The organism is Brucella sp. NBRC 113783 (genome assembly GCF_040372265.1).
In the GTDB taxonomy this organism is placed as follows: Bacteria; Pseudomonadota; Alphaproteobacteria; order Rhizobiales; family Rhizobiaceae; genus Brucella; species Brucella teleogrylli.
Genome location: NZ_BAABRX010000002.1, coordinates 808900 through 826639, shown reverse-complemented (window position 1 = coordinate 826639; position 17740 = coordinate 808900). Strand labels below are relative to the sequence as shown.

The window sequence follows — 17740 nt, the reverse complement described above, 5'->3', positions numbered from 1 at the left end:
GGATATGAGCGAAGACGCGACCATCACCTGGGCTGATTTCGAAAAGGTCGATATCCGGACGGGTACGATTGTGGAGGCGGTGCCCTTTCCGGAAGCGCGCAAGCCCGCCTATAAGCTGAAGATCGATTTCGGCGATAAGATCGGCGTGAAGAAGTCTTCCGCACAGATTACCAAACATTATCAGGCGGAAGAGCTGATCGGTCGTCAGGTGCTAGCCGTGGTGAATTTCCCACCGCGCCAAATCGGACCGTTCATGTCAGAAGTTCTGACGCTGGGCTTGCCCGATGAGAATGGCGACGTTGTTCTTGCGGCAATCGACAAAAAAGTGCCGAACGGCGGCAAGCTGTTTTAGCAAACTACGCTTTCCGAATAATCACGTCCCCCCTCATCCTGAGGAGGTTCCTGAGCTTGCGAAGGAACCGTCTCGAAGGACGAGGGATTTTAGTGCGTTTTCCCTCGCCCTTCGAGACGCCGTTTTCAACGGCTCCTTAGGATGAGGGACCCTTCGACAAGCTCAGGGTGAGGGGCGGTGTCTCCCGTCACGCCGGAATGTGGATGATGGCGCGCAGGCCGCCGGTGGGGGCGTCGGCCAGCGTAATGTCGCCGCCATGGCTACGCGCAATGTCGAGCGCGATGGCAAGGCCAAGGCCGCCTGTGCCGCCCGAATCCTGCGTTCGCGCTTCATCAAGCCGCACGAAAGGCTTAAACACATCTTCGCGCCGGTCTTCCGGAATGCCCGGTCCGTCATCGTCCACCACGACCTTCAGCCAACCATCCTCATGCGAAATCGAAAGCTCGACATTTTGCGCATGGCGAAAGGCGTTGGACACCAGATTGCTGACGAGCCGTGAGAAAGCATTAGGGCGAACGTGGATTTCACTGTCGCCATCGATGGAATATTTGAACCCGCGCTCACGCAGGCGTGCTTCGTTTTCAAGCTTCTCGCACAGGCGCTTCACATCGTAGCTTGCGGTTTCTTCCGCGCCTTCGCCGCGCGCAAAGGCCAGATAGCCCTCCAGCATGGTCTGCATGTCGGCGATATCCTGATTGAGCGGCTCGACATCGATCGAGTGCCCCGTCAGCGCCAATTGCAGTTTGAAGCGGGTGAGAATGGTGCGCAGATCGTGGCTGACGCCCGACAGCATCGCTGTGCGCTGTTCGATCTGGCGCTCGATGCGGGAACGCATCTGAATGAAGGCGATACCAGCCTTGCGCACTTCTTCCGCGCCGTGCGGCTTGAAACCTTCCGGCATGGAGCGGCCCTTGCCGAAACTTTCGGCGGCGTCTGCCAGTTGTTGGATCGGCTTGATCTGGTTGCGAAGGAAGGCAATGGCGATGATGAGAAGCACAAGTGCAGTGCCCACCATCCAGGTCAGGAAGATGCCGGTATTCGACGCATAAGCCTGACTACGCCGGGCGAAAACACGCAGCACCTTGTCATCGAGCTTGATGCGGATTTCGATCAGGTCGGAATCGCCCACCGTATCAACCCAGAAGGGCCGGTTGATCTGACGGGTGATCTCTTCACTGAGGAAGTAATCCAGAATGGCGAAAAACGGCTTCAGTCCCGGCGCGGGCAGGGGATCGGGCGGCAGGATGGAAATGTTGAGCGCAAGGCGTTGCTGCGCGAGGCGGATCAGATTGTCGTAACCCGGTTCCTGCGGATAGGTTTCCAGAATGTCGATGATCGCCGAAATATCGCGCACGACAGCCGTCGAAAGCCGCTCGGTCACCATCTGCCAGTGGCGTTCCATGAACACATAGGCGATCACGGATTGCAGCAGGACCATCGGGGCGATGATGATGATGAGCGACCGCGCATAGAGACCTTTCGGCATCCGGCGCGCCAGCCAGCGCGAGAGATTTTTCCAGAGCGTCATCGTCTCAGAACGTCCCAAACAGCGGCCGGTTGCGTCAAATCACAACTATTCGATGCTGAGCTTGTAGCCGATGCCACGCACAGTCTGGAGCCAGACCGGATTGGCCGGGTCCTGCTCGATCTTGCGGCGCAGACGATTGATCTGAACATCGATTGTACGTTCGCCGACATCGCCGTCCTGTCCGGTCAGTTCATGACGTGGAATGGTTTCCCCCGCGCGTTCCGCGAAGATCGCCATGATGTCCTGCTCACGATCCGTGAGCTTGATGGTTTCGGTGCCCTTCTTCAATTCGCGGCGCGGAATGAAGAATGTGTAAGGCCCGAACACGATCTGTTCGATCTTGGGCTGGGCAGGCGGTGCGCCGCGGCGCAGAATATTGTTGATGCGCAGCGTCAGCTCGCGCGGATCGAACGGTTTTGGCAGATAATCGTCTGCGCCCGCCGAAAGGCCGTCAATGCGGTTGTCGGTTTCCGACAGCGCAGTCAGCATTAGGATCGGCACGTTTTTTTGTTCGCGCAGCGAGCGGGTCAGAGAAACGCCGGTCTCGCCGGGCATCATCACGTCGAGAATCAGAAGGTCGAAATCGATACCTTCCAGCTTGCGGCGCGCTTCGGCAGCGCTTGCGGCAATAGTGACGCGAAAGCCGCTATTGGTCAGATATTGCGAAAGCAGGCTGCGAATTCGCGTGTCGTCATCGACAACGAGCAGATGCGGGGCGTCATCCGAGAGTGATTTTTGTTCTTCTACGGTCATGGCGTCTTTCGATCCCATTCAGTTTCTGTTCGCTGACGACACATAGCCGTCGGAGGCGCATATTATCGACTGGAATGTGGCGCGTCTATTCGCAGTGCTTGTGTATATGTTTTTACACAAGCACTTAGTATTCCGCCGCGTAACACTTATTTCACTGCCGTTCTTCACCGGAAAAGCTGTCGATCTGGGCACGGCGCTCAGGATTGACCATATTATACAGAAAGCGCTCGATGATGGCGCGATCCTGCGGAGCGCATCCCTCAAGGGCGCGGGCAATGCGATGCGACTGCGGCAAGGCGAGGGCAAGCGTCAGCTGGCGGCCGCTTTTCGTGGGGTAGAGCTTGCGGTGGCGACGGTCGTGGAGACCGGTTGCCTGAACCACATGGCCGGTATCGATCAGCTGCTTGAGAACACGCGACAGGCTCTGCTTGGTGATGCGCAGAACTTCCAGAAGTTCGGCCACCGTCATGCCCGGCTTGCGATTGATGAAGTAAAGCACCCGGTGATGAGCGCGGCCAAAGCTGATCTTTTCGAGAATGAGATCGGGATCGGCGGTGAAGTCGCGATAGGAAAAGAACAAAAGTTCGATGACGTTGAGATCGGCCGCCTCCTCGGCTGTCAACGGATTGCTTATATAATTCATGTCGTTCGTCGAATTCACATCGAGGCTCCGTACTGCTGCGATAAATATGTCAGCATTATTGACATAATTCAACCGCCCAGATAATTTTCGATAAGCGTGAGCTGGCTTTTTGGAACAATGTTTACGCTGGCGCATGCTGGAGGAGAGATAATTACGCGACCGGGTTTCCGATCACTGCCGTCAAGGCCGTGAAAAGGAAATCTGCAACCGCATGATCCCGCTGGTCGGGAGGATTATTTTTTGTCCATGCGTGCTCCGATAAGGTTTTGTGCAAAATCTTTGCTCAACCTCTAAGCATTTCGCACCAAAAGGCCAGTATTCGCGTGGAAAAAGGCGCCTGTTTTGCCGGTAATATCGATTTAACCGACAAAATGGGAATGCGGAGACGTTTGCCCGAGCAGAATCTGCCCTGAGACAGCGCCGCAAGTGTAATATTTAGGAGCAAGAAAATGGCTGCGATTCCATTCGATCAAAGGGACGGATATATCTGGCTGGACGGTGAATTCGTCGACTGGAAAGATGCGAAAATTCATGTCCTCACCCATGGCCTGCATTATGCAAGCACGGTTTTTGAGGGTGAGCGCGCCTATGGCGGCGAAATCTTCAAGCTGAACGAACATACCGAGCGTCTGCATGAATCGGCACGGCTTCTCGGTTTTGCGCTGCCTTACAGCGTTGAAGAAATCAACGATGCCTGCCGGGCGCTGATCAAGAAGATGGGCTATGTCGATGCCTATGTGCGCCCGTTTGCATGGCGCGGTTCGGATTCGCTCGGCGTTTCGGCCCAGAACAACCGCATTCACGTGGCAATCGCCTGCTGGGAATGGCCAAGCTATTTCTCGCCGGAAGAAAAGATGAAGGGCATTCGCCTCGACATCGCTGAATATTGCCGCCCGGATCCGCGCACCGCGCCGTCGAAGTCCAAGGCATCCGGCCTCTACATGATCTGCACGATCTCCAAGCACGCAGCCGAAGCCAAGGGCTATGCCGATGCGCTAATGTTCGACTGGCGGGGCCAAGTGGCGGAAGCGACTGGCGCCAATGTGTTCTTCGTCAAGGACGGTGCGCTGCATACGCCAAAGCCGGATTGCTTCCTCGACGGCATCACCCGTCGCACTATTATCGATCTGGCAAAGCGTCGTGGTATCGAAGTCATCGAGCGCGCAATCATGCCCGAAGAAATGGCCGATTTCACTGAATGCTTCCTGTGCGGCACGGCTGCCGAAGTTACGCCGGTTTCGGAAATCGCCCAATACCGGTTCACCCCTGGTAAAATCACTGCCGTTTTGATGGATGCTTATACAGCGGAAGTGCAGCCAAAGCGCCAGGCGGCCGAGTGACTGGGTTTTAAACAGAAAAAGAGCGGCTTTCGGGCCGCTTTTTAGTATCTTTACTGCTTACTGTTTGACATTGGAAAGTTTCGGCTCAACATCTTTGTGCCGGAATCGCGTTGTTCCGGTATTGGAGCGGCCTCAGATCTGATGACCTCAAATCGACGCTCTGATTTTTGATCAGGCGCGCAAATATTCCGAACGGTTCATTCTTGTCGGAAAGCGCTCTAACAGAGATGGGGTGACGACTATGGAATCTCTATTGCCTATCATTCTCCAGCTGGTTGCCGGCGCTGTCGGTGGCAATATTGCTGGCGCTGCCAAGAACATCAGCCTTGGGACAACGGGTAACACCGTGGCTGGCGGTATTGGCGGGGTCATTCTCGGCCAGCTTCTTCCGATGCTCTCCGGCGGTGGTCTGGACTCGGTTCTCAATGGTGTTGTCGGCCAGCTCGCTGGCGGCGGTATCGGCGGTATCGTTCTGACTGCAGTTGTGGGGCTCATCAAAAACGCAATGGCTGCCAAGGCCTGAGGAATGCATTTGACCGGGTGGAAACATCGGGTCGCGCAAGGATGCACTTGAAATAAACAACTTGGAGCGCGCGCCAATTTCCGGCAAGCGCTCCGGGTAGACGGCACAGTTTTCAAAGCCACCGGCAAGACGAACTGTTTGAGAGGGATAGAACGGACGGCCATGCGCCGTCCGTTTTTTAGAGCGCATCCCGAAAAGTGTGAAACGCCTCCGCAGGGAAATCAGTTCACTGGACTGATTTCTGATCCTGCTTCGATCAGAAAAGATGCGCGTTAAAGCAAACATTTAGAGCGCCGATCTGATCCAATCAGATCGAAACGCGCTCTAATTGCGAGTTGAAATATCCGCAGCGATCGCGACGATTGTTGGGGCGGTGCGAGATTTTAAGCTCTTTCCGTATCGGGCCGGGGCCATTATGTGTGGAGCAACACAGGCGGCGGTTGATGCGATCTTCGCCGATCCACAGATGCGATGGAGTATCCACCATGGGCCAGCTACAGGCGATTATCGTCCCCGTTACCCCGTTTCAGCAAAACTGCACCATTCTTTTCGACGGCGAGACCAAGAAGGGTGTCGTCATTGATCCGGGTGGTGATCTGCCGAAGATCGAGGAAGCGATCCAGTCGCAGGACATCGAGATCGGGGCCATCTGGATCACCCATGGTCATATCGATCATGCGGGCGCTGCGGCCGATCTGAAGGAAAAGCTCGGCGTGGAGATTATCGGCCCGCATGTGGACGATCAGTTTCTGCTCGATAATCTGGTGGCGACCGGCCTGAAATACGGAATTGTCGACGGTGTGCGCAACGTCACGCCGGACCGCTGGCTGGAAGAGGGCGACAAGGTCACCGTCGCCGGACATGTCTTCGACGTGTTTCATTGCCCCGGTCATTCGCCCGGCCACGTCGTCTTCTACAGCCCGGAAGCCCGCTTTGCGATTGTGGGCGATGTGCTGTTCAACGGTTCGGTGGGACGCACCGACCTGCCGGGCGGCGACCATACTGCGCTGATCCGGTCGATCCGGGAGAAGCTTCTGCCGCTGGGCGACGATATCGGCTTTATTTGCGGACATGGTCCCGGCGGCCGGTTCGGCGAAGAACGCCGCAACAACCCGTTTCTGATCGGAATTGCGTAAAGGTTACAAAAAAGCCGCCCATTGGGCGGCTTTTTCCTTATCGATTTTGCACTTAAAGCGTATCGCGTTCAATAATATTCACGAGGCACGCTTTAAGCTTTTGTTTTTATGCATGTCTTTCTCCCGAAACCGGTTCCCACTTTCGGGAGGTATGCTTTAGTTGGCGGTGCAGAAATGGTCGCGACCATCATAACCGCGATAGGTACCGCTGCGTGGATTGAACGAGCGGTAAGTTTCCATGCAGTAGTCCTGCCAACCCTCGGTCCATGGCTCCAGATTCCGCGGACGATAGTAAGTCACGCGGCGCGGTGGAGGTGCCGGATAGTAAGCACGTGGCGCTGGGTAATACGCAGGTGGCGGAGGCGGCGCATCATAGATCGGTTCCGGCTGCACATAGGTCGGCTGCGGCTGGCTCAGCGCGCTGCCGATCAGCGCACCGGCTGCAAGTCCGATCACACCGGCGGCAACTGCATCGCCGCTGCCATGGTGATGACGGCGGCCCCAGGAATCTGCCGAAGCGGAAGCAAGAGGAGCAGCAATCGCTGCCAAAGATGCAACGGTCAGAATGGTTGTCTTCGCAAATCGGTTCATTGTTCGCTCCTTCAGAAGCTCGACTGCAATTCCTCTGGTGCAGACCGCTCGAAAGACGGAGCACCAATCATGGATAATGGGTTAACTCTTTCGACATGAATGGAGGCTGAACAATGGTGAAATAGGGCGCCGAGCTCTCAATCGTCGGTAAAATACGCGCAGCGTCTGTAACAATTCGCGGGCGGGTTATGAGGGGGCCCTGGCTCGTTAATTGCCGGATGCGCTCTTACGGACCGCCGACACTCCATTGAAGAAATTGGGGCAATAAAAAACCCCGGCGTGAACCGGGGTCATAATTGGTATTGAGAACAATCAACCGGTAACGGTGATGTTAACGGCCTTCGGGCCCTTGCCGCGACGATCCGGTTCGGTTTCGTAGGAAACCTTCTGATTGTCTGCGAGGCCCGTCAGGCCCGAAGCCTGTACAGCAGAGATGTGCACGAAGATATCCGCGCCACCATCATCGGGCTTGATAAAACCAAAGCCCTTTTCATTATTGAAGAATTTGACCAGTCCGGTCTGTGCCATTGGATCCGTTCCTTTTCCTTGGCGCCACCATTTCTTTCAAAAACGATGGAATTACGTCTTCTGCCGAGCGCACCACACACCCGACAGAGGGTCATGCAGGCAGTTCTCGACATTGGGAAGGAACCGATCATTGTCTGGGTATTCCCAGACCCGGAACTTATAGCGGCCCCGGCGCGCCGTTCTTCCAGTCTTCCATTTGTTCGCTAAATGCCCGAACGAGTGGAGACTGATCTATGACGCGAATTTTGGCAAGCAAATTCTTTGCGCCCCCGATGTTTTGTTATCTTTGAACCGGAACGCGGGTTTATTTTTCCGATTATTTCTAGAATTTCTGAAGCGGTATACCGAAATAGAACAGCCTATCCTTGATATATAAGAGATCTTATAGAGAAGCCGCGTGTTTAAATAGCCGGATTAATTGGTGCGTTTAATAAAGTGCCCCATCTTTGCGGGCGCAAAAATGGTCACTTTCATCGATGCCCTAACGATTGCGCGAAACAATGCATGCGCCGCCGGCTGCGCGCAACTTGCTACAAATACCATCGGCTTCCGCCCGGCTGTTGGCGCCGATCCGCACCGCATAGATGCCGCGCCGCCCCATCGGGGTGCGAATGCGGCTGATGACCGGGCTATGGCCGCTCAGTACAGAGGCGAATTGCTTGCGCAGGCGGCTCCATTGATTGACAGCCGCACCGCGGCGGAAATTCCCCGCAACTTGTATTCCCCATGGCTTCGGCTTGACGCGCGACATGGGTATCGTCGCCGAGCGGATGATCGGCAGGCGGCGGCAGGCTTCCGTAAAGGAACGCCCCGAATCAAGAGGCCGGTTCTGCACCTCCCTGCCGGAAGCGAAATCGTCGGCGGGTGCGCCGGTGATGTCCAGCACATAGTCCTCGGTTTCGAGCGGGAGGAAACCGCCCGAGCGCATCCAGCTGGAAACACGCCCCGGCCCGGCATTATAGGCCGCAGCGGCGAGACCCCAATTGCCGAAAGCTTTTTTGAGGTCGAACAGGAAACTGGCCGAGGCCGGGATTGCCTGCTCGATGTCGAACGGGTCGGCCAGACTGCGCTCCTTTGCCGTATAGGGCATGAACTGTGCAATGCCTTGCGCGCCGACCGGGCTGACGGCCTGATGGTCGAACCGGCTTTCCTTCCAGATCAGGCGGGCGAAGAAATCTTTTGGTATGCCATGCGTGGAGGCGCTGGTCTCGATCAACTGGCAGATTCGATTGACGGTGGGCGCTTTCTTTTCCGGCGGTAATGGTGGCGCCGATATGCGCGGATTGGGTTCGCTAAAGCTTGCCGGTGCCGGTTCTGCCTCGGCGGGAATGAGTGACAGCGGGACGATCAGAAACGATGCCGCCAGAAAAGTTCCGAAACGCCGCATGTCGTCTTTCTGTTCGCTTTTGCCCCATGCTGTGACCCGGATTGTTCGGGCCGAAAGCTTGACTGCAGAGTAACGCAACTTGGCGACTTGTCGATACGTGGCGTCTAATCTTCCCATTTAAATCTTGCCCTTCGGAACATCTGCTCCATTCTAGATGGGGACAAAAGACGGATAGACGTTTCTGGAGAGGAGGAAACATGTCGAGGGGTTTGTCATGGACCGGCTTGATTGCCGGTGTGATGGTGTTGAGCGGTTGTGTTGCGGAAGGTGGTCCTGATCACCGGCCACCGCCGGTCCGGCCCGGTAATCCGGGCCATGTGCAGGCCTGCCCAATGATCTATTCGCCGGTTTGCGGCGAGAGCAGGGGTATCCGGCGGACATTCGGAAATGCGTGTTCAGCACGGGCGGAAGGGTTCCGCGTGGTGTCGAATGGTCAGTGCAGCAGTCGCCCGGGTTCGGGCTGGAATGGCCCCGGCGTCGGTCCGGCTCGTCCGCCGCAGCACGGCGTCCGACCGGGCATGGGCGCATGCACGCGGGAATATGCACCGGTTTGCGCGCGGCGCGGCAGTGAACGGCGCAGCTTCTCCAATCGCTGCGAAGCGGAACGGGCCGGTTTCCGCGTCACGGGCGGCGGTCGCTGCTAGGTGAACGGCGAGGCGGATCAGCGTTCACAAGCGGCTCCGCCTCTCTGTAACGCAACGCGTCGACCAGAAGCGCGAAGGCCGGGGAAGATTGTCTCCGGCTTGGATAATAGAGATGAAAGCCCGGAAAGGGCGGGCACCAGTCTTCCAGCACGCGCACCAGCGTGCCATCGGCAATACCGTCCCGCATATAGTATTCCGGCAAGCTGGCGAGGCCGAAACCGGCCTTGGCGGCTTCGACGATCATGGTCGGGGAATTGAGAATGAGCTGGCCTTCGACGCGCACCTTCAGCTCTCGCCCGTTCTTCTCGAATTCCCAGGCATAAAGCCCGCCATAGGTGAGCAGGCGCAGATTGATGCAACGATGCGCGGTCAGTTCCTGCGGGGTGCGGGGCACCGGATATCGCTTGAAATAGGACGGAGCGCCGACCACGGCCATGCGCACGTCAGGGCCGATGGGCACGGCGATCATGTCCTGTGCGATCTGCTCGCCAAGGCGAATACCGGCGTCATAACGATCGGCTACGATGTCGCGCAGCCCGGAATCGACGGCCACTTCGACGTGGATATCGGGATAGTCCGGCAGAAGTCGTTCCAGAGCGGGCCACAGGATGGACTGCGCCGCATGTTCGGGAGTGGTGATGCGAATGGTTCCGGCAGGCTTGTCGCGCAATTCGCTCAGGGCGTCGAGTTCGGTTTCGATCTCTTCGAAACGGGGCCCGATGGTGCGCAACAGCCTTTCGCCAGCCTCGGTCGGGGAGACGCTGCGCGTGGTGCGGGTGAGAAGACGCAGGCCGAGCCGTTCCTCCAGCCCGCGCATTGTGTGGCTGAGCGCTGATTGGGAAACGCCAAGTTTTGCCGCCGCGCGGGTGAAACTGCCCTCGCGGGCAATGGCCAGAAAAGCCAGCAGATCGTGAATATTGTCGCGCCGCATTGATGAATCCACTTCATGAGTTCATGCCGATTATAGTGTCTAATCATCGGCAGCAGAAGTTTTTAAGTTTGCCGCGATTTCAGGCGGGGAAAGAAAGGAAACACATCATGCAGATCAAGCGCATCGGGTCTCAGCCTTCGACCAAGGGTTCCGCCGATTATTTCACCGGTACGGTCCGGCTCGACATGCCGTTCAGCACGACGGCACCGGCGCGTGTTGGCGGCGCTACCGTGTCATTCGAGCCGGGCGCACGCACGGCGTGGCACACGCATCCGCTGGGCCAGACGGTGATCGTGACCGCAGGGCTTGGCTGGGCGCAGCGCGAGGGTGGCCCTGTCGAGGAAATCCGCCCCGGTGATATCGTCTGGTTCGAGCCGGGCGAACGGCATTGGCACGGCGCGACGGCCACCACGGCCATGACCCATATTGCTATAGCGGAAGCGCTCGACGGCAAGGTGGTGGACTGGCTGGAACATGTCAGCGACGAAGATTATCACGCATAAGGATATTGACCATGAAGAAGAGAATATTGGGCCGTAGCGGCCTTGAGGTTTCAGCCATCGGTCTCGGCTGCATGGGCCTTAGTTTCGCCTATGGTCCGGCCATGGAAAAGGCACAGGCGGTCGGGCTGCTGAGAGCTGCATTCGACAAGGGCATCACGTTCTTCGATACAGCGGAAGTCTATGGACCCTATGTGAATGAGGAAGTTCTGGGCGAAGCGCTGGCGCCGATTCGCGACCGGCTGGTGATCGCCACCAAGTTCGGTTTCGAATTCGACGACAAGGGTGGTCAGAATGGGGTGAATAGCCGTCCCGAACATATTCGTGCGGTTGCTGAAGCATCGCTGAAGCGGCTGAAGACGGATGTGATCGACCTGTTCTATCAGCATCGCGTTGATCCGGCGACGCCCATCGAGGACGTGGCCGGAACGGTGCGCGATCTGATCCAGGAGGGGAAGGTCAAGCATTTCGGCCTTTCGGAAGCTGGTCCGCAAACCATCCGGCGCGCCCATGCCGTGCAGCCGGTCACGGCGTTGCAAAGCGAATATTCGCTGTGGTGGCGTGAGCCGGAACAGCAAATCCTGCCGGTTCTGGAAGAGCTGGGCATCGGCTTTGTTCCGTTCAGCCCGCTGGGCAGAGGCTTTCTGACCGGAACCATCGACAGCAAGACGAGCTTTGCGGCCAATGATTTCCGCAATGTCGTGCCGCGCTTTTCGACCGAAGCCCGTGATGCCAATCAGGCGCTGGTCGATATGCTTGGCCAGATCGCAGAAGCCAAGGGTGTTACCCGTGCCCAGATCGCGATTGCGTGGTTGCTGGCGCAGAAGCCATGGATCGTGCCGATTCCCGGTACGACGAAGCTGCATCGTCTGGAAGAAAACATCGGTGCCACCAATGTCGAATTGAGTGCCGAGGATTTGAACCGCATCGAAGCCGCGCTTGCCGACATCACTGTGCAGGGCGACCGCTATCCGGCGCATTTGCAACAGCGTGTCGACCGGTAGCCCCGTTCAACAGGAGACAGGACCATGCAGGGAATTCAGGACAAGGTCGTCGTTATCACTGGCGCAAGCAGCGGTCTCGGTGAAGCGGCTGCGCGGCGGCTGGCCGAAGGCGGGGCCAAGCTTGTGCTCGGCGCGCGCCGTCTCGATCGGCTAAAGGCGCTGGCCGGTGAACTGAAACTGGCCGAAGGCGCGGTTCTGCGAACGGACGTGACCGACCGCCTTCAGGTTCAGCATCTGGTCGATCAGGCAGTGAAGCTGCACGGTCGTGTCGATGTGCTGATCAACAATGCCGGGCTGATGCCGCATTCGATGCTCGAAATGGGCAAGGTGGATGACTGGGATCGCATGATCGACGTCAATATCAAGGGCGTGCTTTATGGCATCGCCGCCGCCTTGCCGCATATGCGCGACCAGAAGAGCGGTCACATTATCAATGTCTCGTCGGTGGCGGGACATAAGGTGGGACCGGGCGGGGCCGTCTATTCGGCAACCAAAACTGCGGTGCGGGTCATTTCGGAAGGATTGCGTCAGGAAGTGAAACCGTACAACATCCGCACGACGGTGATATCGCCGGGCGCGGTGGCGACGGAGCTTCCCAACAGCGTCACAGACCCGCAGCAGGCCGAGCGCGTGAAGGTGCTTTATAACAATGTTGCTATTCCGGCGGAGTCTTTCGCGTCCATGGTGGCTTTCGCGATGAGCCAGCCGGACAATGTTGACGTCAACGAAATCCTGTATCGTCCAACCGCGCAGGAATATTGATGGCAAAATAAATGCGGCTCCGGGTGGAGCCGCATTTTTATCTTCCCGGACGACCGGTCTTGCCGGGCCGCCGCTTCTTGCGGGCGACGTCCACCGGGTCTTCGTAAGAGCCGATACCGGCGCGTTCGCGGCGGACCGGGGCCTCTCCACCGGCGGGCACTTCCGTCCGCTTCACCGTCATTTCATCCAGCGAGTTCTTGCGGAATTTCGTGTCCGGCGCTGCGGGCAGCGGGCCATCGTGGCGTGGCTTCGCCATGTCCGTGCCCGGTCCCATATTGTCCAGCGACGGCTTCTGGAACAGAGACTTTCCGCTGGTGTCATCAACCGTTCTATGCACCTTGCGCCCGGCATTGTGGCGGCCCTTTGTGCGCCCGGTGACCGGGCTTTCCAGTTCCACCTCCCGCGCCATCGGATCGTCGGCAATGGCGAGTTCCGTCTCGCGCAGGCGCTTGATTTCGTCGCGCAGACGCGCGGCCTTTTCGAAATCCAGATCGGCGGCGGCATCGCGCATCTGCTTTTCCAGATATTCCAGATGGGCTTGCAGATTGTTGCCCATCATGCCGCCTTCTTCGGCAAAGCCCGAAATATCGGCGCGGACATGGTCGCGTTCGTAGACCGAGTTCAGAATATCCGAAATGTTCTTCTTCACCGAGGCCGGTGTTATGCCGTGTTCTTCATTATAGGCAATCTGCTTCTCACGGCGACGGCTGGTTTCATCCATGGCACGCTGCATCGAGCCGGTAATGTTGTCAGCGTAGAGGATAACCTTGCCGTCGACATTACGCGCGGCGCGACCGATGGTCTGAACCAGTGAGGTTTCAGACCGCAAAAAACCTTCCTTGTCGGCGTCGAGAATGGCGACGAAGCCGCATTCGGGAATGTCGAGACCTTCGCGCAGCAGGTTGATGCCCACCAGCACGTCAAATGCGCCAAGACGCAGATCGCGGATGATTTCGATACGCTCCAGCGTGTCGATATCCGAGTGCATGTAGCGCACGCGCACGCCCTGTTCGTGCAGATATTCGGTCAGGTCTTCCGCCATGCGCTTGGTCAGCACCGTGACGAGCGTGCGGTAGCCCTTCTTTGCCGTGTCGCGGATTTCGCCAAGCACGTCGTCCACCTGCGTCTTGGCAGGACGGATTTCCACGGGGGGGTCGATCAGGCCGGTCGGGCGAATGACCTGTTCAGCAAAAACGCCACCCGCTTCTTCCATTTCCCAGCTGCCCGGCGTTGCCGAAACGGCAATAGTCTGCGGACGCATCGCGTCCCATTCCTCGAAACGGAGCGGGCGGTTATCCATGCAGGACGGCAGGCGGAAGCCATATTCGGCCAGCGTCGCCTTACGGCGGAAGTCGCCGCGATACATACCGCCGATCTGCGGGACGGTGACATGGCTTTCATCGATGAAAACCAGCGCGTTGTCCGGGATATATTCAAACAGGGTCGGCGGCGGTTCGCCGGGATTGCGACCCGTCAGATAGCGCGAATAGTTTTCGATGCCCGCGCAGGAGCCGGTGGCTTCCAGCATTTCTAGATCGAAAGTCGTGCGCTGTTCCAGACGCTGCGCTTCCAGCAGACGCCCGGCATTGTTCAATTCGACAAGGCGATGCTTCAGCTCGTCCTTGATCGACTTGATGGCCTGATTGAGCGTCGGTCGCGGCGTGACATAGTGCGAATTTGCGTAGATCTTGACCGATTTCAGATCGCCGGTCTTCTGGCCGGTGAGCGGGTCGAATTCGGTGATGGTTTCAATCTCGTCGCCGAACAGCGAAATGCGCCAGGCCCGGTCTTCCAAGTGGGCCGGGAAAAGTTCGATCGTGTCGCCACGCACGCGGAACGAGCCGCGCACGAAATTGATATCCTGCCGCTTATATTGCTGCGCCACGAGATCGGCGAGCAATTGCCGCTGGTCGAGCCGGTCGCCGATCTTCATTTCGAAGGTCATGGCCGTATAGGTTTCGACCGAACCGATACCATAGATGCACGAGACCGAAGCGACGATGATCACGTCGTCGCGCTCAAGCAGCGCGCGCGTGGCCGAGTGGCGCATACGGTCGATCTGCTCGTTGATCGAGGATTCCTTCTCGATATAGGTGTCTGAGCGCGGCACATAGGCTTCCGGCTGATAATAATCGTAATAGGATACGAAATACTCGACCGCATTGTTCGGGAAGAAGCTCTTGAACTCGCCGTAAAGCTGGGCCGCCAGCGTCTTGTTGGGCGCGAGGATCAGCGCCGGGCGCTGGGTCTCCTGAATGACCTTGGCCATGGTGAAGGTTTTGCCGGAGCCGGTGACGCCGAGCAGCACCTGTGTGCGGTCGTCATTGGTCAGCCCTTCGACCAGATCACGAATCGCCGTCGGCTGGTCGCCGGACGGTTCGAATGGCGTCTCCATCTCGATGGAAATGCCGCCTTCGGATTTTTCCGGGCGGGCAGGGCGGTGCGGTGTCCAGAGCTGGCCGTTTTTGAACAGCGGATTGCCAGATTCGATCAGATCGGACAGCGCCTGCACGGTGGCAGTGGCGCCCGACGCATTGAGCCCGGCAGCATCTTCCAGACTGATATCCAGCCCGGCGACCGGATTGAGCCCTGCGGCTGCGCGCTCCTTGGCGGAAGCCGCACCGCCCATCGACGTACCGCGACCGCTGCGGGATGCTTCCTTGCTGCGTTCGGGGATCTTCTTCGGCGTCTTGGCGGATTTGGTTGCTTTGGCAGCAGGCTTTGCCGCTTCGTCGCCGATTTCCTTCGCCCAGTCGGCGATGGAGCCGGTCAACGGCGCGCCAGAAAGCTCGGCCTGCGGCATTTCGCTGAAGCCGTCAGCCGTATCGTGCGAATCCTGTGTGTATTTGTCTTTGGAGGAAGCCATGTCGCTAATATGGAATTTCGACATGCAAATGAAAAGAGCACGGCGGCAAAATCAGCCCTGTTGCCGGATCCTGGCAGGTGGCTCCTGACAGAAGGTTGTCAGGAAGTCGCGCCCGATAAATGCAGGTTGCGATGCCGCATGTTTTTCAGGATTGGTTTGTCCCATACTCCGGCAGAATCATTTGTGTTTAAAGGATTGATTGATGAGCGTTGCAGATAAGCCCAAAGGCGAACTGACCTTGCGCGTTCCGGCCATGCCGAAGGACGCCAATTCGGCATTCGATATTTTTGGCGGCTGGGTCATGTCACAGATGGACTCGGCCTCCGGCATTCGTGCGGAAGAACGCGCCCGTGGCCGCGTCGTCACCGCAGCCGTGCGCGAGATGTCCTTTGCCAAGCCGGTCAAGATCGGCGACGTTTTGTGCGTCTATACGGAAATCACCAAGGTGGGCCGCACTTCGATCACCTTGCGTGTCGAAGCCTGGGCGCAGCGCGCATCCCAGCAGCGCATGGAACTGGTGACGCATGGCGAATTCGTCATGGTGGCGCTGGACAAGGACGGCAAGCCGTCTCCGGTCCCGGAAGAATAGCCGCTCTCCATCTACATCGCAGAAAAGCCCGGTTTCGACCGGGCTTTATTTGCAGGCGCGATAGCCGCTTCGACGCTGCATCAGGTCGAAGTGAAAGTGATCTGCATGTTCAGGATTATAGCCCGGCCCAAGCACCGTGGTGAAATAATCGCAGGCGTCGGAACGAACGCTGTTGAGCAGGCCTTTTTCGCGGAAAGCGAAGAAACCGGGTCTGCGCACCGAAATATCCTTGCCGTTGTTCAGCTTGATCCGCGTCACGTCGATGGCGTTGCCGCGTGAATGTTCCGACATTTTCGCGCCGCGACGATGATTCATCGTGCGGCAGGAATAGCCGCCCGCATTATAGATCGTGTTGATGCCGGACAGATAGCGCAGGCGCGCCGCCGGTTGCAGATCGCCCTTGATCCAGCGCGCAAAGGCTTCCGTCACCTGACAGTTCAGCGTTGCCGCCGGTTTGAAGGCGATGGAGCCGCTGTTGAAGCCCGACACCTCAATCGGATTGCCGATATTGCAGGATGCGCTGCGATAGATCGGCGGCTTTTCCTTGAAGACGACGCCGAGTTTTTTAAGGCGTGTGCGGCACGCCGCTTCGGAATTCGACATGGTGTAGATGTTTTCAGCCGCCGTAACCGGGTTCTGAACCGGCGTCGCAAAGCCGTAATCGCCTGCATATTGCGGCTCGCTTTGCGGTGCTGGCTGCGCGGTGTGGGTTTCTTCTTCCTCGGCCAGCCCCACAACACGGTCTTGCTGCGGCGTATGCGTCATGGGGGGCTCGGGTATCGGCGAACTCATTACCGGCGCGGCTTGCATCGGTGCATCGGCCAAGCGAGCGGATGGCATCGGAGCGCTGGCCACGTCGGTGCTTGGCACCATGATATCCGAGTTTCCCACATCGGCTTGCGGGCGCGGCGGGCGGTCGCCGGAACAGCCAGCGGCCAGTATCAGCAGGAGCACGGACGCCGCCGGACCAAGACGGCGCAATCGCGAACGCGCATGATCGTGATCTGTTGTGGCGGACAACGCAAAACTCATGTCCTTGCCTTCTGCTTGTGGGGCGGTGTTTCCTGTATCCTATGAGAGAAGCGTAAAGGAAGAGTCAGTGCCTCTGTTAAGCGCTGTGGCGCAATCAGGGCAACGAAAGGGCGAGCTTGTGATGCTCTCTATCTTTTGACTGACGGCACGGCTGTTTTTTGCACTGCGCCATGTAAAATCGCTTCCCACTTTTGTCGGAAATGTTCTATCGCTTACCGCCGTGGTTCAGGGCCAAACCGCGCATCAGACCATCCTCCCGGTCCCAAAAGTTTCACCCATGTCAGCACTGATTTCGCCAAGCATCCTGCCGATCCTGCTTCTGGTCGGCTCGAATATTTTCATGACCTTTGCCTGGTACGGCCATCTGAAATTCACCAACACGCCGCTGGTTGCGGTGATTTTCATCAGCTGGGGTATCGCGCTGATCGAATATTGCCTCGCGGTTCCAGCCAACCGTATCGGGCACGAAGTTTATTCGGCGGCCCAGCTCAAGACGATACAGGAAGTCATCACGCTGGTGATCTTCAGCCTGTTCTCGGTGTTCTATCTGAAGGAAGCCTTCACCTGGCACCACCTGCTGGGCTTTGCCTTCATCGCAGGCGGCGCGGCGCTGATTTTCAAGGCTTGATGG

At 57.9% G+C, this 17740-nt stretch carries 19 protein-coding genes; 10 read left to right on the top strand and 9 right to left on the bottom strand.

Annotated features, from left to right (window positions below; translation table 11 throughout):
- Positions 1-4 precede the first annotated feature (4 nt).
- Entirely contained in the window at positions 5-352 is a 348-nt protein-coding gene (locus tag ABWW11_RS09295; RefSeq protein WP_109370274.1) for a tRNA-binding protein, read from the top strand.
- Between the two features lie 187 nt (positions 353-539).
- Here the strand turns inward: ABWW11_RS09295 and ABWW11_RS09290 are convergent, their stop codons facing one another.
- The 3 genes from ABWW11_RS09290 to ABWW11_RS09280 all read right to left on the bottom strand — a co-directional run bounded on the left by ABWW11_RS09290 (position 540) and on the right by ABWW11_RS09280 (position 3294).
- Entirely contained in the window at positions 540-1880 is a 1341-nt protein-coding gene (locus ABWW11_RS09290) for an ATP-binding protein (protein WP_319080671.1), read from the bottom strand.
- A 45-nt stretch (positions 1881-1925) separates the two neighbouring features.
- Positions 1926-2633: a response regulator gene (locus ABWW11_RS09285; RefSeq protein WP_109369487.1), complete on the bottom strand. Its 708-nt coding sequence runs from the start codon at positions 2631-2633 to the stop codon at positions 1926-1928.
- A 151-nt stretch (positions 2634-2784) separates the two neighbouring features.
- On the bottom strand, positions 2785-3294 hold the full coding sequence (locus ABWW11_RS09280; protein ID WP_109370273.1) for a MarR family winged helix-turn-helix transcriptional regulator: 510 nt from the start codon (positions 3292-3294) through the stop codon (positions 2785-2787).
- A gap of 431 nt (positions 3295-3725) precedes the next feature.
- Here ABWW11_RS09280 and ABWW11_RS09275 point away from each other — a divergent pair, with 431 nt between their 5' ends.
- From ABWW11_RS09275 to ABWW11_RS09265, 3 genes are all read left to right on the top strand, one after another.
- Positions 3726-4616, top strand: coding sequence for a branched-chain amino acid aminotransferase (locus ABWW11_RS09275; protein WP_109369486.1), 891 nt, complete (start codon positions 3726-3728; stop codon positions 4614-4616).
- Positions 4617-4857: 241 nt separating this feature from the next.
- Positions 4858-5139 (top strand): hypothetical protein, encoded by a 282-nt coding sequence (locus tag ABWW11_RS09270; protein WP_109369485.1) that lies wholly within the window; start codon positions 4858-4860, stop codon positions 5137-5139.
- Positions 5140-5624: 485 nt separating this feature from the next.
- Positions 5625-6275: an MBL fold metallo-hydrolase gene (locus tag ABWW11_RS09265; RefSeq protein ID WP_109369484.1), complete on the top strand. Its 651-nt coding sequence runs from the start codon at positions 5625-5627 to the stop codon at positions 6273-6275.
- Between the two features lie 156 nt (positions 6276-6431).
- Here ABWW11_RS09265 and ABWW11_RS09260 read toward each other — a convergent pair whose 3' ends face one another.
- The 3 genes from ABWW11_RS09260 to ABWW11_RS09250 form a co-directional block, all read right to left on the bottom strand.
- Positions 6432-6866 (bottom strand): BA14K family protein, encoded by a 435-nt coding sequence (locus tag ABWW11_RS09260; protein ID WP_109369483.1) that lies wholly within the window; start codon positions 6864-6866, stop codon positions 6432-6434.
- A gap of 312 nt (positions 6867-7178) precedes the next feature.
- Complete coding sequence (locus ABWW11_RS09255) at positions 7179-7394, bottom strand: cold-shock protein (protein WP_109369482.1); 216 nt, start codon at positions 7392-7394, stop codon at positions 7179-7181.
- Positions 7395-7875: 481 nt separating this feature from the next.
- Positions 7876-8781 (bottom strand): lytic transglycosylase domain-containing protein, encoded by a 906-nt coding sequence (locus ABWW11_RS09250; protein ID WP_244597173.1) that lies wholly within the window; start codon positions 8779-8781, stop codon positions 7876-7878.
- A gap of 197 nt (positions 8782-8978) precedes the next feature.
- Between ABWW11_RS09250 and ABWW11_RS09245 the strand changes: the two genes are divergently transcribed.
- Complete coding sequence (locus tag ABWW11_RS09245) at positions 8979-9425, top strand: Kazal-type serine protease inhibitor family protein (protein ID WP_109369481.1); 447 nt, start codon at positions 8979-8981, stop codon at positions 9423-9425.
- Here ABWW11_RS09245 and ABWW11_RS09240 read toward each other — a convergent pair.
- Positions 9403-10356, bottom strand: coding sequence for a LysR family transcriptional regulator (locus ABWW11_RS09240; protein ID WP_109369480.1), 954 nt, complete (start codon positions 10354-10356; stop codon positions 9403-9405). The genes ABWW11_RS09245 and ABWW11_RS09240 overlap by 23 nt on opposite strands.
- 107 nt (positions 10357-10463) lie before the next feature.
- Here ABWW11_RS09240 and ABWW11_RS09235 point away from each other — a divergent pair, with 107 nt between their 5' ends.
- The 3 genes from ABWW11_RS09235 to ABWW11_RS09225 are packed head-to-tail and all read left to right on the top strand — an operon-like array spanning position 10464 to position 12622.
- Positions 10464-10859, top strand: coding sequence for a (R)-mandelonitrile lyase (locus ABWW11_RS09235; RefSeq protein WP_109369479.1), 396 nt, complete (start codon positions 10464-10466; stop codon positions 10857-10859).
- A gap of 11 nt (positions 10860-10870) precedes the next feature.
- A complete protein-coding gene (locus ABWW11_RS09230; protein WP_109369478.1) occupies positions 10871-11860 on the top strand; it encodes an aldo/keto reductase in 990 nt (329 codons plus the stop codon).
- A gap of 24 nt (positions 11861-11884) precedes the next feature.
- Positions 11885-12622, top strand: coding sequence for an SDR family oxidoreductase (locus tag ABWW11_RS09225; protein ID WP_319080672.1), 738 nt, complete (start codon positions 11885-11887; stop codon positions 12620-12622).
- Positions 12623-12659: 37 nt separating this feature from the next.
- Here ABWW11_RS09225 and uvrB read toward each other — a convergent pair whose 3' ends face one another.
- Complete coding sequence (uvrB, locus tag ABWW11_RS09220) at positions 12660-15488, bottom strand: excinuclease ABC subunit UvrB (RefSeq protein ID WP_109370272.1); 2829 nt, start codon at positions 15486-15488, stop codon at positions 12660-12662.
- A 202-nt stretch (positions 15489-15690) separates the two neighbouring features.
- Here uvrB and ABWW11_RS09215 point away from each other — a divergent pair, with 202 nt between their 5' ends.
- Entirely contained in the window at positions 15691-16077 is a 387-nt protein-coding gene (locus tag ABWW11_RS09215) for an acyl-CoA thioesterase (RefSeq protein ID WP_109369476.1), read from the top strand.
- Positions 16078-16122: 45 nt separating this feature from the next.
- Here the strand turns inward: ABWW11_RS09215 and ABWW11_RS09210 are convergent, their stop codons facing one another.
- Positions 16123-17109, bottom strand: a complete 987-nt coding sequence (locus ABWW11_RS09210) for an extensin-like domain-containing protein (protein ID WP_109369475.1) — start codon at positions 17107-17109, stop codon at positions 16123-16125.
- Positions 17110-17386: 277 nt separating this feature from the next.
- On the opposite strand from ABWW11_RS09210, the gene ABWW11_RS09205 reads away from it, so the two are divergent.
- The gene (locus tag ABWW11_RS09205; protein ID WP_109370271.1) at positions 17387-17737 is read left to right on the top strand and encodes a DMT family protein; all 351 of its coding nucleotides are present in this window, start codon (positions 17387-17389) and stop codon (positions 17735-17737) included.
- Positions 17738-17740: the final 3 nt, after the last annotated feature.

Bases quoted from the DNA above. Each gene is read 5' to 3' on its own strand.
- ABWW11_RS09295 (WP_109370274.1), top strand. From the start codon at position 5: ATGAGCGAAGACGCGACCATCACCTGGGCTGATTTCGAAAAGGTCGAT.
- ABWW11_RS09290 (WP_319080671.1), bottom strand. From the start codon at position 1,880: ATGACGCTCTGGAAAAATCTCTCGCGCTGGCTGGCGCGCCGGATGCCG.
- ABWW11_RS09285 (WP_109369487.1), bottom strand. From the start codon at position 2,633: ATGACCGTAGAAGAACAAAAATCACTCTCGGATGACGCCCCGCATCTG.
- ABWW11_RS09275 (WP_109369486.1), top strand. From the start codon at position 3,726: ATGGCTGCGATTCCATTCGATCAAAGGGACGGATATATCTGGCTGGAC.
- ABWW11_RS09270 (WP_109369485.1), top strand. From the start codon at position 4,858: ATGGAATCTCTATTGCCTATCATTCTCCAGCTGGTTGCCGGCGCTGTC.
- ABWW11_RS09265 (WP_109369484.1), top strand. From the start codon at position 5,625: ATGGGCCAGCTACAGGCGATTATCGTCCCCGTTACCCCGTTTCAGCAA.
- ABWW11_RS09260 (WP_109369483.1), bottom strand. From the start codon at position 6,866: ATGAACCGATTTGCGAAGACAACCATTCTGACCGTTGCATCTTTGGCA.
- ABWW11_RS09255 (WP_109369482.1), bottom strand. From the start codon at position 7,394: ATGGCACAGACCGGACTGGTCAAATTCTTCAATAATGAAAAGGGCTTT.
- ABWW11_RS09250 (WP_244597173.1), bottom strand. From the start codon at position 8,781: ATGCGGCGTTTCGGAACTTTTCTGGCGGCATCGTTTCTGATCGTCCCG.
- ABWW11_RS09245 (WP_109369481.1), top strand. From the start codon at position 8,979: ATGTCGAGGGGTTTGTCATGGACCGGCTTGATTGCCGGTGTGATGGTG.
- ABWW11_RS09240 (WP_109369480.1), bottom strand. From the start codon at position 10,356: ATGCGGCGCGACAATATTCACGATCTGCTGGCTTTTCTGGCCATTGCC.
- ABWW11_RS09235 (WP_109369479.1), top strand. From the start codon at position 10,464: ATGCAGATCAAGCGCATCGGGTCTCAGCCTTCGACCAAGGGTTCCGCC.
- ABWW11_RS09230 (WP_109369478.1), top strand. From the start codon at position 10,871: ATGAAGAAGAGAATATTGGGCCGTAGCGGCCTTGAGGTTTCAGCCATC.
- ABWW11_RS09225 (WP_319080672.1), top strand. From the start codon at position 11,885: ATGCAGGGAATTCAGGACAAGGTCGTCGTTATCACTGGCGCAAGCAGC.
- uvrB (WP_109370272.1), bottom strand. From the start codon at position 15,488: ATGGCTTCCTCCAAAGACAAATACACACAGGATTCGCACGATACGGCT.
- ABWW11_RS09215 (WP_109369476.1), top strand. From the start codon at position 15,691: ATGAGCGTTGCAGATAAGCCCAAAGGCGAACTGACCTTGCGCGTTCCG.
- ABWW11_RS09210 (WP_109369475.1), bottom strand. From the start codon at position 17,109: ATGAGTTTTGCGTTGTCCGCCACAACAGATCACGATCATGCGCGTTCG.
- ABWW11_RS09205 (WP_109370271.1), top strand. From the start codon at position 17,387: ATGTCAGCACTGATTTCGCCAAGCATCCTGCCGATCCTGCTTCTGGTC.